The 12,609-nt window shown below is 63.6% G+C and carries 17 protein-coding genes; 12 read left to right on the forward strand and 5 right to left on the reverse strand.

Translation table 11 applies throughout. The features are described from left to right. Nucleotides 1–9: 9 nt before the first annotated feature. Nucleotides 10–1,122 carry a heat-inducible transcriptional repressor HrcA gene (hrcA, locus tag NKI63_RS25475; protein WP_352648474.1) on the reverse strand — a complete coding sequence of 371 codons (1,113 nt, stop codon included), beginning with the start codon at nucleotides 1,120–1,122 and terminating at the stop codon, nucleotides 10–12. A 145-nt stretch (nucleotides 1,123–1,267) separates the two neighbouring features. Here hrcA and rph point away from each other — a divergent pair, with 145 nt between their 5' ends. Genes rph through NKI63_RS25500 form a run of 5 tightly spaced genes read left to right on the forward strand, consistent with a single transcriptional unit; the run spans nucleotide 1,268 to nucleotide 4,592 of the window. Next, nucleotides 1,268–1,984 (forward strand): ribonuclease PH, encoded by a 717-nt coding sequence (gene rph / locus NKI63_RS25480; protein WP_352491199.1) that lies wholly within the window; start codon nucleotides 1,268–1,270, stop codon nucleotides 1,982–1,984. Between the two features lie 32 nt (nucleotides 1,985–2,016). Continuing rightward, nucleotides 2,017–2,427, forward strand: a complete 411-nt coding sequence (locus tag NKI63_RS25485) for a VOC family protein (protein WP_254818002.1) — start codon at nucleotides 2,017–2,019, stop codon at nucleotides 2,425–2,427. A 29-nt stretch (nucleotides 2,428–2,456) separates the two neighbouring features. Next, complete coding sequence (gene rdgB / locus NKI63_RS25490; protein WP_352509499.1) at nucleotides 2,457–3,104, forward strand: RdgB/HAM1 family non-canonical purine NTP pyrophosphatase; 648 nt, start codon at nucleotides 2,457–2,459, stop codon at nucleotides 3,102–3,104. Continuing rightward, nucleotides 3,101–4,264, forward strand: a complete 1,164-nt coding sequence (gene hemW, locus NKI63_RS25495; protein ID WP_352509494.1) for a radical SAM family heme chaperone HemW — start codon at nucleotides 3,101–3,103, stop codon at nucleotides 4,262–4,264. Before rdgB ends, hemW begins: the two co-directional genes overlap by 4 nt. 4 nt (nucleotides 4,265–4,268) lie before the next feature. After that, a complete protein-coding gene (locus NKI63_RS25500; RefSeq protein ID WP_023678977.1) occupies nucleotides 4,269–4,592 on the forward strand; it encodes a low molecular weight protein tyrosine phosphatase family protein in 324 nt (107 codons plus the stop codon). Nucleotides 4,593–4,662: 70 nt separating this feature from the next. Here NKI63_RS25500 and NKI63_RS25505 read toward each other — a convergent pair whose 3' ends face one another. Together NKI63_RS25505 and NKI63_RS25510 are read right to left on the reverse strand one after the other, a co-directional pair. After that, nucleotides 4,663–4,848, reverse strand: coding sequence for a hypothetical protein (locus tag NKI63_RS25505; RefSeq protein ID WP_023678976.1), 186 nt, complete (start codon nucleotides 4,846–4,848; stop codon nucleotides 4,663–4,665). A 7-nt stretch (nucleotides 4,849–4,855) separates the two neighbouring features. After that, nucleotides 4,856–5,041 carry a hypothetical protein gene (locus NKI63_RS25510; protein ID WP_352509495.1) on the reverse strand — a complete coding sequence of 62 codons (186 nt, stop codon included), beginning with the start codon at nucleotides 5,039–5,041 and terminating at the stop codon, nucleotides 4,856–4,858. A 176-nt stretch (nucleotides 5,042–5,217) separates the two neighbouring features. Between NKI63_RS25510 and rsmI the strand changes: the two genes are divergently transcribed. The 4 genes from rsmI to NKI63_RS25530 all read left to right on the forward strand — a co-directional run bounded on the left by rsmI (nucleotide 5,218) and on the right by NKI63_RS25530 (nucleotide 7,998). Next, complete coding sequence (rsmI, locus tag NKI63_RS25515; RefSeq protein ID WP_352823839.1) at nucleotides 5,218–6,144, forward strand: 16S rRNA (cytidine(1402)-2'-O)-methyltransferase; 927 nt, start codon at nucleotides 5,218–5,220, stop codon at nucleotides 6,142–6,144. Next, nucleotides 6,137–6,514, forward strand: a complete 378-nt coding sequence (locus tag NKI63_RS25520; RefSeq protein WP_352509712.1) for a YraN family protein — start codon at nucleotides 6,137–6,139, stop codon at nucleotides 6,512–6,514. Before rsmI ends, NKI63_RS25520 begins: the two co-directional genes overlap by 8 nt. A gap of 192 nt (nucleotides 6,515–6,706) precedes the next feature. Next, on the forward strand, nucleotides 6,707–7,678 hold the full coding sequence (locus NKI63_RS25525; protein WP_352509713.1) for a complex I NDUFA9 subunit family protein: 972 nt from the start codon (nucleotides 6,707–6,709) through the stop codon (nucleotides 7,676–7,678). A gap of 83 nt (nucleotides 7,679–7,761) precedes the next feature. Beyond that, on the forward strand, nucleotides 7,762–7,998 hold the full coding sequence (locus tag NKI63_RS25530) for a metallothionein (RefSeq protein ID WP_254817997.1): 237 nt from the start codon (nucleotides 7,762–7,764) through the stop codon (nucleotides 7,996–7,998). A gap of 138 nt (nucleotides 7,999–8,136) precedes the next feature. On the opposite strand, the gene NKI63_RS25535 is transcribed toward NKI63_RS25530, so the two are convergent. Further along, nucleotides 8,137–8,742: an NAD(P)/FAD-dependent oxidoreductase gene (locus NKI63_RS25535; protein ID WP_352509714.1), complete on the reverse strand. Its 606-nt coding sequence runs from the start codon at nucleotides 8,740–8,742 to the stop codon at nucleotides 8,137–8,139. A gap of 95 nt (nucleotides 8,743–8,837) precedes the next feature. Beyond that, nucleotides 8,838–9,644, reverse strand: a complete 807-nt coding sequence (locus tag NKI63_RS25540) for an undecaprenyl-diphosphate phosphatase (RefSeq protein ID WP_352509715.1) — start codon at nucleotides 9,642–9,644, stop codon at nucleotides 8,838–8,840. 161 nt (nucleotides 9,645–9,805) lie between these two features. Between NKI63_RS25540 and NKI63_RS25545 the strand changes: the two genes are divergently transcribed. From NKI63_RS25545 to NKI63_RS25555, 3 genes are read left to right on the forward strand one after another with little or no spacing between them, the layout of a single operon-like run. After that, on the forward strand, nucleotides 9,806–10,498 hold the full coding sequence (locus NKI63_RS25545) for a glutathione S-transferase family protein (protein ID WP_352509716.1): 693 nt from the start codon (nucleotides 9,806–9,808) through the stop codon (nucleotides 10,496–10,498). After that, on the forward strand, nucleotides 10,479–11,639 hold the full coding sequence (gene queG / locus NKI63_RS25550; protein WP_352509717.1) for a tRNA epoxyqueuosine(34) reductase QueG: 1,161 nt from the start codon (nucleotides 10,479–10,481) through the stop codon (nucleotides 11,637–11,639). The genes NKI63_RS25545 and queG overlap by 20 nt, the downstream gene beginning before the upstream one ends. Then, nucleotides 11,636–12,544: an SDR family oxidoreductase gene (locus tag NKI63_RS25555; RefSeq protein ID WP_352509718.1), complete on the forward strand. Its 909-nt coding sequence runs from the start codon at nucleotides 11,636–11,638 to the stop codon at nucleotides 12,542–12,544. Before queG ends, NKI63_RS25555 begins: the two co-directional genes overlap by 4 nt. The last annotated feature ends 65 nt before the right edge of the window (nucleotides 12,545–12,609 follow it).

Genomic DNA, 12,609 nt, shown 5'->3' on the forward strand with positions numbered 1-12,609 from the left:
CGGCGGCTCCTAGCGCAGCATGCGCGAAATCAGCTGCGCGGTATAGTCGACCATCGGTACTATGCGCGCATAATTCAGCCGCGTCGGCCCGATGACGCCGAGCGCACCGACGACGCGCGCGTCCTTGTCGCGATAGGGTGCCACCACCAGCGAGGAGCCCGACAGCGAAAACAGCTTGTTTTCCGAACCGATGAATATGCGCACCCCCGGGCCTTCCTCGGCGAGGTCGAGGAGCTGGATCAGTCCATCCTGCGTCTCCAGATCCTCGAACAGATGCCGCAGCAATTCTATGTCGGCCTGGGCGGTGACGTTTTCCAGGAGATTGGCGCGGCCGCGCACGATAAGCCGCCCAGGCACCCCGCTTTCGGCGCCTGCCCAGACCGCCAGGCCCTTCTCGACCAGATCCTGCGACAGCGTGTCGAGGGCTGCCCTGGTCTCTTCCTTGATGCGGGCGATCTCGACCCGGGCCTCGGCCAGGGTGCGGCCGCGGATATGGGCGTTGAGGAAGTTGGAGGCTTCGTGCAATTGCGAGACGGTGATGCCGGCGGGCAGATCGATGACGCGATTTTCGACGTCGCCGTTCTGCGAGACCAGCACGGCCAGCGCCTTGGTCGGCTCGAGCTGGATGAATTCGATGTGCTTCAGCGCCGCCTCATTTTTGGCGGCGAGCACGAGGCCGGCGCCGCGCGACATGCCGGACAGCATCTGGCTGGCCTCGGTCAGCATATGCTCCAGCGTCGCGCCCGAGCCGGAGGCGCGCACCTGCGCCTCGATGGTGCGGCGCTCCTCGTCGGAGAGGTCGCCGAGTTCCATGAATGCATCGACGAAGAAGCGCAAGCCGGCCTGGGTCGGCAGCCGGCCAGCCGAGATGTGCGGCGCGTAGATCAGGCCGAGATGCTCGAGGTCGCTCATCACGTTGCGGATGGTGGCCGGCGACAGCGATGACGGCAGGATGCGCGACAGGCTGCGCGAACCGACCGGCTCGCCATCCTTCAAATAGGAATCGACGATGCGCCGGAAGATGTCGCGCGAACGCATATCGAGCGATTGAAGCGCGGGCGGTTGAAGTGCCGGCGACGAGAGCAATGGCGACTGCGAACCGGGATCGACTACCTTGGTCATTCGAGCCAGAAACCTCCGGTCCGAAGATATAGACTTCCGCGGCGTCGGCGCAACCGGTCCATTTTCCTTTGCGCCTCACGCCCCGTGCGGCTACAAGCCGGCCAAGATTCCCCGGCCAAGATTCCGAAGAAAGAAAGAAGCCTGAATGCGCCCTTCCAAACGCCAATTCGACGAAATGCGCCCCATCTCCTTCGAGCGCGGCGTCTCCAAGCATGCGGAAGGCTCGTGCCTGGTGAAGTTCGGCGACACGCATGTGCTGTGTACGGCCAGCCTGGAGGAAAAGGTGCCGGGCTGGATGCGCAACTCCGGCAAGGGCTGGGTGACGGCGGAATACGGCATGCTGCCGCGTTCGACCGGCGAGCGCATGCGCCGCGAGGCTTCGGCCGGCAAACAAGGCGGCCGCACGCTGGAGATCCAGCGGCTGATCGGCCGCTCCCTGCGCGCCGTGGTCGATCTGCAGGCGCTCGGTGAGCAGCAGATCACCGTCGACTGCGACGTGATCCAGGCCGACGGCGGCACGCGCACCGCTTCGATCACCGGCGGCTGGGTGGCGCTCTACGACTGCCTGCGCTGGATGGAAGCCCGCCAGATGGCGAGCCTGGGCAAGGTGCTTAAGGATCACGTCGCGGCGATCTCCTGCGGCATCCATGATGGCCAGCCGGTCATCGATCTCGACTATATCGAGGATTCCTCGGCCGGCACCGACGCCAATTTCGTCATGACCGGCAAGGGCGGCATCGTCGAGATCCAGGGCACAGCCGAGGGCGAGCCGTTCTCGGAAGAGCAGTTCGCGGCGCTGATGGAGCTCGCCAAGAAAGGCATTCAGCGCCTGGTCAGCTTGCAGCAGATGGCGGTGGCTTAGCTGCGGTCAATATTGGAGAGATTGGCGATCCTGTGACTCCTTCCGCAATCCTGGAATCAGCACTCTACGTGACGGACCTTGCTGCCGCGGAACGGTTCTATTCGGGCGTCCTCGGGCTCGATCTGCTCGGTAAGGTCGATGGCAGGCATCTCTTCTTCCGCTGCGGCGACGGCGTGCTGCTTATCTTCAATGCCGAGGCGACCAAAGTGCCGCCGCGGGCCGACGCCAAGCTGCCCGTGCCGCCGCATGGCACGGTCGGCGAGGGCCATCTTTGCTTCGCCGCAAGCGCGGATGAAATCCCACGCTGGAAAGCGCATCTTGAGGCGAAGAAAATCGCCATCGAAAGTGAGTTCGAATGGCCTCAGGGCGGTCGCTCGATCTATATTCGCGACCCCTCGGGCAATTCGATCGAATTCGCCGAGCCAAGAATTTGGGGCATCTGATGCATTCGCCGCCTGTTCATTCACCAACTATTCATTCGCTTGATGGGCATAAGATCGTCGTCGCAAGCCACAATGCCGGCAAATTGCGCGAATTCACCGATCTGATGGCGCCATTCGGCATAGAAGCGAAGTCCGCAAAGGAATACGGCTTGCCGGAGCCGGACGAGACTGGCACCACTTTCGAGCAGAACGCCTTCATAAAGGCCTTGGCCGCCGCCAAGGCAACTGGATTGCCGGCGCTGTCGGACGATTCCGGCCTGTGTGTCGATGCGCTCGACGGCGCACCCGGCGTCTACACCGCCAACTGGGCCGAGACGCCGGACGGCTCCCGCGACTTCGGCATGGCCATGCAGCGCACGGAAGTGGCCTTGCAAGAAGTTGGCGCGATCACGCCTGCCCAGCGCAAGGGCCGCTTTGTCGCGGTCATCTGCCTTGCCTTCCCTGATGGCCAGGCGGAATATTTTCGCGGTGAGGTCGAGGGCACGCTGGTATGGCCGCCGCGCGGCGAGCTCGGCTTCGGCTACGATCCGGTGTTCTTGCCCGATGGGTTCGAAAAGACCTTCGGCGAGATGAGCGCGGAGGAAAAGCATGGCTGGAAGCCCGGCCAGCCAACCGCATTGTCGCACCGTGCCCGTGCCTTCCAGAAATTCGCCCAAGCCCGATTGGCCGGCGCATGACCATGCTGCTCGACCGCAGCCCCGGTTTCGGCGTCTACGTCCACTGGCCATTCTGCGCGGCCAAATGCCCCTATTGCGACTTCAACAGCCATGTCCGCCACCAGCCAGTCGACCAGGAGCGTTTTGCCCGCGCCTTCGAGACCGAGCTGGCGACGATGCGCGGCCGCACCGGGCCGCGCGAGGTGACCAGTATCTTTCTTGGCGGCGGCACGCCATCGCTGATGAAGCCGCAGACCGTGGCGGCGGTGCTGGATGCAGTGGCGAAGAACTGGACGGTGCCCGGTGGCATCGAGGTGACGCTGGAGGCCAATCCCTCCTCGGTCGAGGCCGAGCGCTTTCGCGGCTATCGCGCGGCCGGCGTCAACCGGGTGTCGCTTGGCGTGCAGGCGCTGAACGACAAGGATCTGCGCTTCCTCGGCCGTTTGCACAATGTCGATGAGGCTCTGCATGCGATCAGCCTGGCGCGCGAGATATTCCCACGGCTGTCGTTCGACCTGATCTACGCGCGACCTGGTCAGACGCCGGAAGCGTGGCAGGCGGAGCTCGAGCAGGCGATCGGCCACGCCGCAGACCATCTGTCGCTCTATCAGCTGACCATCGAGGAAGGCACGCCGTTCCATGCACTGCATGCGGCAAGGAAATTCATCATTCCAGACAATGAGCTTGCCGCCGATCTCTACGCGTTGACACAGGAGATCACCGCCGCGCACGGACTGCCGGCCTACGAGATTTCCAACCACGCCAGGCCCGGCGCCGAAAGCCGGCACAATCTCACCTACTGGCGTTATGGCGAATATGTCGGCGTCGGTCCCGGCGCGCATGGCCGGTTCGTCGAAAATGGCCGCCGCGTGGTGACGATCGCCGAGAAAATGCCGGAGACCTGGGCCAATCTGGTCGAGGCCAAGGGCCATGGCGTTACCGGCGGCGAAATCCTGACGCGCTCGGAAGAGGCCGACGAGTTCCTGCTGATGGGGCTGAGGCTGGCGGAAGGCATCGACCTTTCCCGCTACGAGGCATTTTCAGGGCGCGGCCTGTCGACGGCACGGCTGTCGGTGCTGCAGGACGAAGGCCTGGTGGCACCGATCGGCAATGCCCGCCTGCGCGCCACGCCGGCCGGCATGATCGTGCTCGATGCGGTCGTGGCGGATTTGGCCAGATAGCACGTTGAAGAACGTTCTCTTCATCTGCAGCCAGAATCGCTTGCGCAGCCCGACGGCGGAGCAGGTGTTTTCCAAGCGGCGGGACATCGAGGTCGCTTCGGCCGGCACTAATCACGATGCCGACATTCCGTTGACGCATGAACTCGTCGCCTGGGCCGACATCATCTTCGTGATGGAAAAAACGCACCGCGCCAAACTGCAGCAGAAATTCAAGACAAGCCTGAAAAAGGCTCGAGTAATCTGCCTCGATATTCCCGACGACTATGCATTCATGGACCCGGCTCTGGTGGGCCTGCTGGAGGCGCGTGTCTCGAAGTATCTGGGTTGAATGATAGATCGCGGAGCATTCGCAACCGCGCTTCGAGAACTGTCTCGACCGATCGCTAAGGTTTGCGGGGTCAAGCCTCGTGCTTGTGGCGGTGTTTGGCGCGATCTTTTTCGCTGGTCTCTCCGGAACGGGCCGGCTTGATCTCGCTTTTGTCGCGTGAGGCATGGTGCTGGTCGTCTGTGGAATGTGACGCTGCGCCATCGCGGGCGCTTTTTGTTTCGAGGCGGGTGATGAAAATGTCGAAGCGATTGGGCATCGTCCGGTCAGTGCTCCGTCGTGCTGTCGGTTTCGGTTGCGGGCTTGCTCTCTGCCGATCTCTGACGCGCAAGCGGCTTCTTGGCTCTGCCATCTGCGGCTTCGGCAGGCAGGCTCTTGTCGCATGGCGCGGCGAAGCGTTTGCGGCCGGCATAGTAGGGTTCGAAAACGTCCTGTATGGTCAGGCTGTTCATCCTGCTCCTCCCGAGATCAGGTGTAAAATTCGCCGGCAACGGTTTCGTTCCCTACTATGGCGAAGGCATGGCGGCTGGTTCACGTCGGCATCCCTTTTGGAACCCGGGCCTTTGCAACCCAGGCTTTTGCAACCAAGCGTGAGCCGTGCCAAACAGGGTCGAACGGAGTTGTGCAGGTGACCGGCGAATCGGCCAAACGCAGTTATGTGGTCGGGCAGACCGAAATCGCCGCCCGGCCGCTCGAGCCGGCGCTCTACCTGGTGGCGACGCCTATCGGCAATCTCGCCGACATCACGCTGCGCGCGCTGGAAACGCTCGCCGCCGCCGATATCGTCGCTTGCGAGGACACACGTGTCAGCCGCGTGCTGCTCGACCGCTACGGCATCCGCCGCCGCACCACCGCCTACCACGAGCACAATGCCGGCGAGGCCGGACCGAAGCTGATCGCGGCGCTGCTGGCCGGCCAAAGCGTAGCGCTGATCGCGGATGCCGGCACGCCGCTCATCTCCGACCCCGGCTACCGGCTGGTCGGTGAGGCGCTGGAACGCGGCATTCGTGTCGTGCCGATCCCCGGCCCGTCAGCAGCACTTGCCGCTTTGACGGCATCCGGCCTGCCCTCGGACGCGTTTCTGTTTGCCGGCTTCCTGCCGGTGAAGACCGGGCAGCGGCTGACGCGGCTGGAAGCGCTGAAGGCGGTGCCGGCAACGTTGATCTTCTTCGAATCGCCGCGCCGGCTGGCCGAGACGCTCAGTGCCATGGTCGAGGTGCTGGGCGGTGCCCGCAAGGCGGCGATCGGCCGCGAGCTGACCAAGACTTTCGAGGAGATGCGGACCGGCACCCTGCAATCGCTCGCCGGCCATTATGCGGGAGCCGATACGCCCAAGGGTGAAATCGTCATCTGCGTCGGCCCGGCCGATGCGGTCGCTGATGAGCCAGAAGACATCGACCGGCTGCTGCTTTCGCTCGCCGCCGAAATGCCGGCCTCCAAGGCAGCGGCGGAAGCCGCCAAGATGACGGGTGGCCAGAAGCAGACGCTCTATCGTCGGCTGCTCGACCTCAAGAATGCTGGAAGAGACGGGGCCGGCGGAGACGGCGATGGCTGAACGGCCAAGCGCCAGCCGGCAAAAGGCCTACCGGCGCGGCTATCACGGCGAATGGCTGGCGGCGGCGGCGCTGATGCTGAAAGGCTACCGAATTCTTGCCCGCCGCCACCGCACCAGGTTCGGCGAGATCGACCTGATCGCGCGGCGTGGCGATCTGGTGCTGATCGTCGAGGTCAAGGCGCGCCGCACGCTGATGGAGGCAATGGAAGCCGTCGGTCGCGAATCGGAGCACCGCATCGAAGGCGCCGCCGATTTCTGGCTGTCGCGCCAATCCGACTACGGAAAATTATCGGTGCGCTTCGACATGGTGGCGGTGCTGCCGTGGCGTTGGCCGGTGCATGTCGAGAATGTGTTTTACGGGCGAAACTAGGCCATTCTCGAAGTGGGGCCGTTTTGCTGCGCCTGCGGTTCAGATCATGGTTTGCCGATCTGTCAAGCATCCGCCCAGCGCTGACCGGAACAAAAGCGTTCCTGCGTTGTTCCTCAATCGTCCTGATGTTCGACGGGCTGGTTCAAATGCCGGCCAGGGCAGTCCTCGTGACAGCTAGGCGAGGACAAAGGGATGGCGAGGCAAATGGATCCCGACGATCTCAACCCGGAACGGATCGTCACCGTGTTCGGCGGAACTGGCTTTCTCGGGCGCAGGATCGTGAAGCGACTCCTCGAAAGAGGTTTCACGGTGCGCGCCGCATCTCGCCATCCGGCTCGCGTGGCCCTGGTCTTCTCCTCGATTACGAGGATGCCCGAAGCAGTCGAGGCGGATATAACGGATGCGTCCTCGATCGGGTCGGCCATTACCGGATCGCGGGCGGTCGTGAATGCCGTCAGTCTTTACGTCGAGCAGGGCGTCCAGACCTTTGAACGCGTGCATGTAAAGGCCGCGGTCGATCTCGCTGCCGCGTCGCGCGACCGCGCGATCGACCAGTTCGTCCAGATTTCGGGGATCGGCTCCGATCCTCAATCGGATTCGAATTACATAAGGGCGCGTGGGCGCGGAGAAGGTGCCGTGGAAAGCGCATTTCCCGGCGCTTTCATTGTGCGTCCCGCCGTCATGACAGGACCTGACGACGCTTTCCTGACAACCATTGTGAGGCTGATACGCCTCCTGCCGGTCTATCCGCTGTTCGGCGATGGAGGCACACGGCTTCAGCCGGTCCATGTGGCAGACGTCGCAGAAGCAGTGAGCCGGCTGATCGACGGGCGAACCCACAAGGGTTCATCCATATTCGAATTCGGTGGCCCGCGCATCTACACCTATAAGGAACTGCTTCGGGAGATCGCCCGACAGCTCGGTACGCACGTCCAGCTGATGCCGGTGCCGTTTGCGGTATGGAACGCCTTGGCTGGCGTCGCGGAACTCCTCCCGGCTGCCCCCATAACGCGCAACCAGGTCGATCTCATGCGTCAGGACAATGTGGCAGCAATCGACGTGCCTGGCCTGAAGGAACTCGACATCGAGCCGCGGGGTATCGACGAGGTGATCCGTGCGATCGAACAGCGTCGTGGCACAGGCTCGCGGTCGTCTCCGCCTTAGGACGACCCCCTGATCCTGGCGGGAACCTATCGCCGCGCGACAGGTTGGTCGAGCTTGAAGCCAGTGAAAGAAGGAAAAGAACTATGGCCAGATGCGATCAATGCGGGAATGACTACGATAAGGCTTTCAACGTGACGATGGCCGACGAGACCTACACATTCGACAGCTTCGAATGCGCGGTCCAGAAACTTGCTCCGACGTGTCCGCATTGCGGATGCCGGATCATCGGACATGGCGTCGAACAGGATGACATCATCTACTGCTGCGCACATTGCGCCGCGGAAGAAGGCGCGAGCGCGCTGACCGATCGTGCGCCTTGACGCACCTCCTTTTGGCGTCTCCAGGTCGACCATTCCGAACGGCTGTGCCGGCTCGGTCCGCTAGGCAGCGTACGTCGTCTTGATCGCGCCAGAGCTGTCATGTTCTTGCACGTTCAAGAACCGCGTTCGACGGCTCGTTTAGACGCCGTTCCGTGGCAAGTCGGCTCGCGCTTGGACAAGTCGCTCCACGACGGCGGCCGCCTCCTCTGGAATGGCCGGTATGGTGCCCGACTTCCGCGTCGATCCGAAATCGAGGCCGGCGAAAAACAGACCTGGAACAGCGCCGACGCCATCCTCGTGGACGGGCTGGCCGGCTGCATCGAGCGCGCCGGGAAGCCGAACCCATGAGAAATCGCCGGTGAAGCCCGTGCACCAGATCACTGATCTGATGCCGCTCGCCGTCCAGTCGAGGGAGCGGATCGGAGGATCGGGCAAGCGCGGTTCAATCGTCTCGGCCGGATCATCCTCGGCCAGTTGCGCATCGAGGCCGGCGCGCTCGATGTACTCGTCAACCAGGCGCTTCGCGCCCCAGGGCTCGGGGCCGTCGTAGGAATCACCGGGTAAGATGGAGCGAATGGTCGGCGAGTTCAGTCGAAACGAGTTCCATCGCTGCGTTCGCCACGTTTCGCCAATCCGGCCTCGATCGAGTACACGGTGGTCGCGGGCCCGCCGTTTCAAGAAGTAGCTGACGCCGAGTCCCGCCGGACCGGCGCCAATAACGAGGGCGTCAAGAACTTCGCTCACGCATTCCCCCTGCCAACCATACGTCCACAAGATCGTATGGCTCGGCTTCAGGCAAGAATAGAGTTCCGGCTGGGATTTGCGCTATCCGCGCCGGCTCACCCCCAGATTGCCAGCCCCGTCAGCCCGACGATGCCGATGACCAGCCGCCACCAGCCGAACAGCGCGTAGCCATGGCGCGAGACGTAGTCGAGCAGGAAGCGCACGACGATTAGCGCGGTGACGAAGGCGGCAACGAAGCCGACCGCGATGATGGGCAAGTCGGCGCTGCTTAGTACATTGCGGTTCTTGAACAGGTCGAAGGCGAAGGCGCCGACCATCGTCGGGATGGCAAGGAAGAAAGAGAATTCCGCCGCCGCCCGCTTGTCGACGCCGAGCAGCAGCGCGCCGACGATGGTCGAGCCCGAGCGCGACGTGCCGGGGATTAGCGACAAGCACTGGAACAGCCCGATCTGCAGATAAAGCCTGGTCGGAAACCGCTCGACATCGTGGTAATACGGCTTCGGCGTCACGCGATCGACCAGCAGCAGGATGACACCGCCGATGATCAGCATGATGCAGATCAGCCGCGGCGATTCGAACAGCACCGTCTTGATGAAGTCATGCGCCAGTGCGCCGATAATGGCCGCCGGCAGGAATGCGATGAGAATGCCAAGGACGAAATGCCGCGTCAGCCGATCGTAGGGCAGCTCGAGCAGCATCTTCCAGAGACGGCGGAAATAGACGCTGAGGATCGCCAATATGGCGCCGAGCTGGATCAGGATCTCGAAGGCTTTGCCGGTCGAATGAAAGCCGAGAAAATGGCCGGCGAGCAGGATATGACCGGTCGAAGACACCGGAATAAACTCGGTCAGGCCCTCGAGCATGCCGAGCAGCAGCGCTTCGACTACGGTTTGGCTTTCCATGGCAACCTCGGCGTTGGAGGGCGGGCTTGAGAAAACGGTTTGCTTGTCACGGCGCGGAACTCCCCCTATAGGTCGCAGCACCCTGACAGCCCCTGAATCGGGCGGCCAAGACTTACCGGCGCAGCCGGCGATTTGCCAGTGCGCTCTATTATCGCGGGACCATGCTGACGCTTTTCCACCATCCGATGTTCGCCAGCTGCCGCTTCGTCCGCCTCGCCTTTGGCGAGTATGCCGAGGAACTGGCGCTGATCGAAGAAAAGCCGTGGACGCGGCGCAAGGAGTTCCTGGCACTGAACCGGGCCGGCACGCTGCCGATCCTGCTTGCCGAGGGCGACGTGCCGATCGTCGGCGCGATGGTCATCGCCGAATATCTCGACGAGACGCGCGGCGTACTCAAGCGCGACAAGCGGCTGTTCGCCGAGGATCCGATGGAGCGCGCCGAAATCCGCCGGCTGACCGACTGGTACCTCAACAAGGCGGAAAGCGAGGTTACCCGGCATCTGGTGCGCGAGCGCGTCCTGAAGCCGGTCATGCCGGAAACGGCAGGCGGCGGGTCGCCCGATTCGGCGGCGATCCGCGCCGCCCGCGCCAATATCCGCCAGCACATGAAATACACCAACTGGCTGGCCGGCACCCGTCATTGGCTGGCCGGCAACAAGGTCACCTATGCCGATCTTGCGGCGGCGGCGGCACTGTCGGTGCTCGACTATCTCGGCGAGATCGACTGGCGCGAACACAGCGCCGCGCGCGAATGGTATACAAGGGTGAAATCACGGCCTTCGTTCCGGCCGCTTCTGTCCGACCGGGTGCGCGGCCTGTCGCCGGTGTCACATTATGCGGATCTCGATTTCTGATACGGCAAAGCTGCGCGCGCTCATCGACCGCGAGGCGCGGAACGCCGGCTTCGACGCCGTTGCCGTCACCACGCCCGATGCGATCCCGCAGGCGCCGGAACGGCTGGCCGAGTTCGTTGCCGACGGCTTTCACGGCTCGATGGGCTGGATTGCCGAAACGCTCGAGCGGCGAGGCAAACCGACGACGCTTTGGCCAGAGGTCCGCTCGATCGTCGTGCTGGCGATGAATTACGGCCCCGACCACGACCCACGCGAGGTGCTGGCGAAGCGCGACCGCGGCGCGATCTCGGCCTATGCGCAGAACCGCGACTATCATGACGTGATGAAAGGCCGGCTGAAGGAGATCGCCGGCAAGATCGTGGCGCGCGCCGGCGGTGACGTGAAAGTGTTTGTCGACACCGCACCGGTGATGGAAAAGCCGCTGGCCGAGGCGGCCGGCCTCGGCTGGCAAGGCAAGCACACCAACCTGGTTAGCCGCGCGCATGGCTCCTGGCTGTTCCTCGGCACCATCTTCACGACGGCCGAGCTGGTGCCGGACGCGCCTGAGGACGATCATTGCGGCTCCTGCCGGGCCTGCCTCGACGCCTGCCCGACCGATGCCTTTCCGGCGCCTTACCGGCTCGATGCGCGGCGCTGCATTTCATACCTCACCATCGAGAACAAAGGACCGATCCCGCATGAGTTCCGGGAAAAGATCGGCAATCGCATCTATGGCTGCGACGACTGCCTGGCCGCCTGCCCGTGGAACAAGTTCGCCCAAGCCGCTTCGGAGGCAAAGCTTGCCGCCCGCGCGGACTTGCGCGAACCGCCGATCGCCGAGCTGCTGCGTCTCGACGACACTGCCTTCCGAACGCTCTTTTCGGGCTCGCCGATCAAGCGCATCGGCCGCGACCGTTTTATCCGCAACGTGCTGATAGCGGCCGGCAATTCCCAGGACTCGTCGCTGGCCGGCGCCGTTCGCGCGCTGCTCGACGACGCCTCGCCCCTGGTTCGCGGAGCCGCGGTATGGGCGCTGTCGCGGCTGGTGCCGGGTCGGGAGTTTGCCGAACGTGCCGCAGCCGCGTTGCAGGCAGAAGATAACGAGGCGGTGAGAGGCGAATGGCTTCTGCCCCTGCCAAAGCCGATCGAGGCGCATACATGACAAAAAAGCAGATTTTCGTCTTCGGCGCCGGTTATTCAGGCAAGGCCTTCGCCCGCGCCAACAGGGATGCCGACACAACGATCTTCGGTACAACACGGTCGCTGGAAAAATTCCCGGCGCTGCGGCAAGCCGGTATCGTGCCGCTGCGATTCGATGGCAGGCTGACCTCCGAAATCGGCGATGCCCTTGGGAAGACAACCCATCTCGTCGTCTCGGTCGCGCCGGACGAGGCCGGCGACCCGGTGCTGGGCGCGGCCCGCGAGGAGATCGCGGCCAACATGCCGGAGCTCGAATGGATCGCCTATCTCTCCACCGTCGGCGTCTATGGCGACCATGGCGGCAATTGGGTGGACGAGGCCGCCGAATGCCGGCCAGTATCGAAGCGATCAGCGATGAGGGTTGCCGCCGAGCAGGATTGGGTGAAACTGGGCCACGACGTCGGCCGACCGGTGGCGATCCTGCGACTTTCCGGCATTTATGGGCCAGGCCGCAACGCCTTGGTCAATCTGGAAAACGGCACCGCCCGGCGGTTGGTCAAGCCGGGCCAGGTGTTCAACCGCATCCATTGCGACGACATTGCCGGCACGCTCTGGCATCTAGCTGAAGGCAATCGCGGCGGCATCTTCAACATCACCGACGACCTGCCGGCGCCGCCGCAGGACGTCGTCGCCTATGCCGCCCAATTGATGGGCATCGAGCCGCCGCCCGAAATTCCGTTCGAGACCGCCCAACTTTCGCCCATGGCGCGGTCTTTCTATGGCGAGAACAAGCGTGTCGCCAACGCGGCGATCAAGGCGGCCGGTTATGGCTTTCGGTTTCCCGACTATCGCTCGGCGCTCGATGCCATGTGGGCGAGCGGCGACTGGCGCGACGGTGAGGCGCGCAGCCCGATGAAACGGTCCTGATCGATACGTTGCGCGGGCTATGGTATGATGCGGTTCAAATCGCGGAGGGGTCCAGCTTGGGGAAA

The sequence above is a fragment of the Mesorhizobium sp. M0410 genome (assembly GCF_040321435.1).
Classification (GTDB): domain Bacteria; phylum Pseudomonadota; class Alphaproteobacteria; order Rhizobiales; family Rhizobiaceae; genus Mesorhizobium.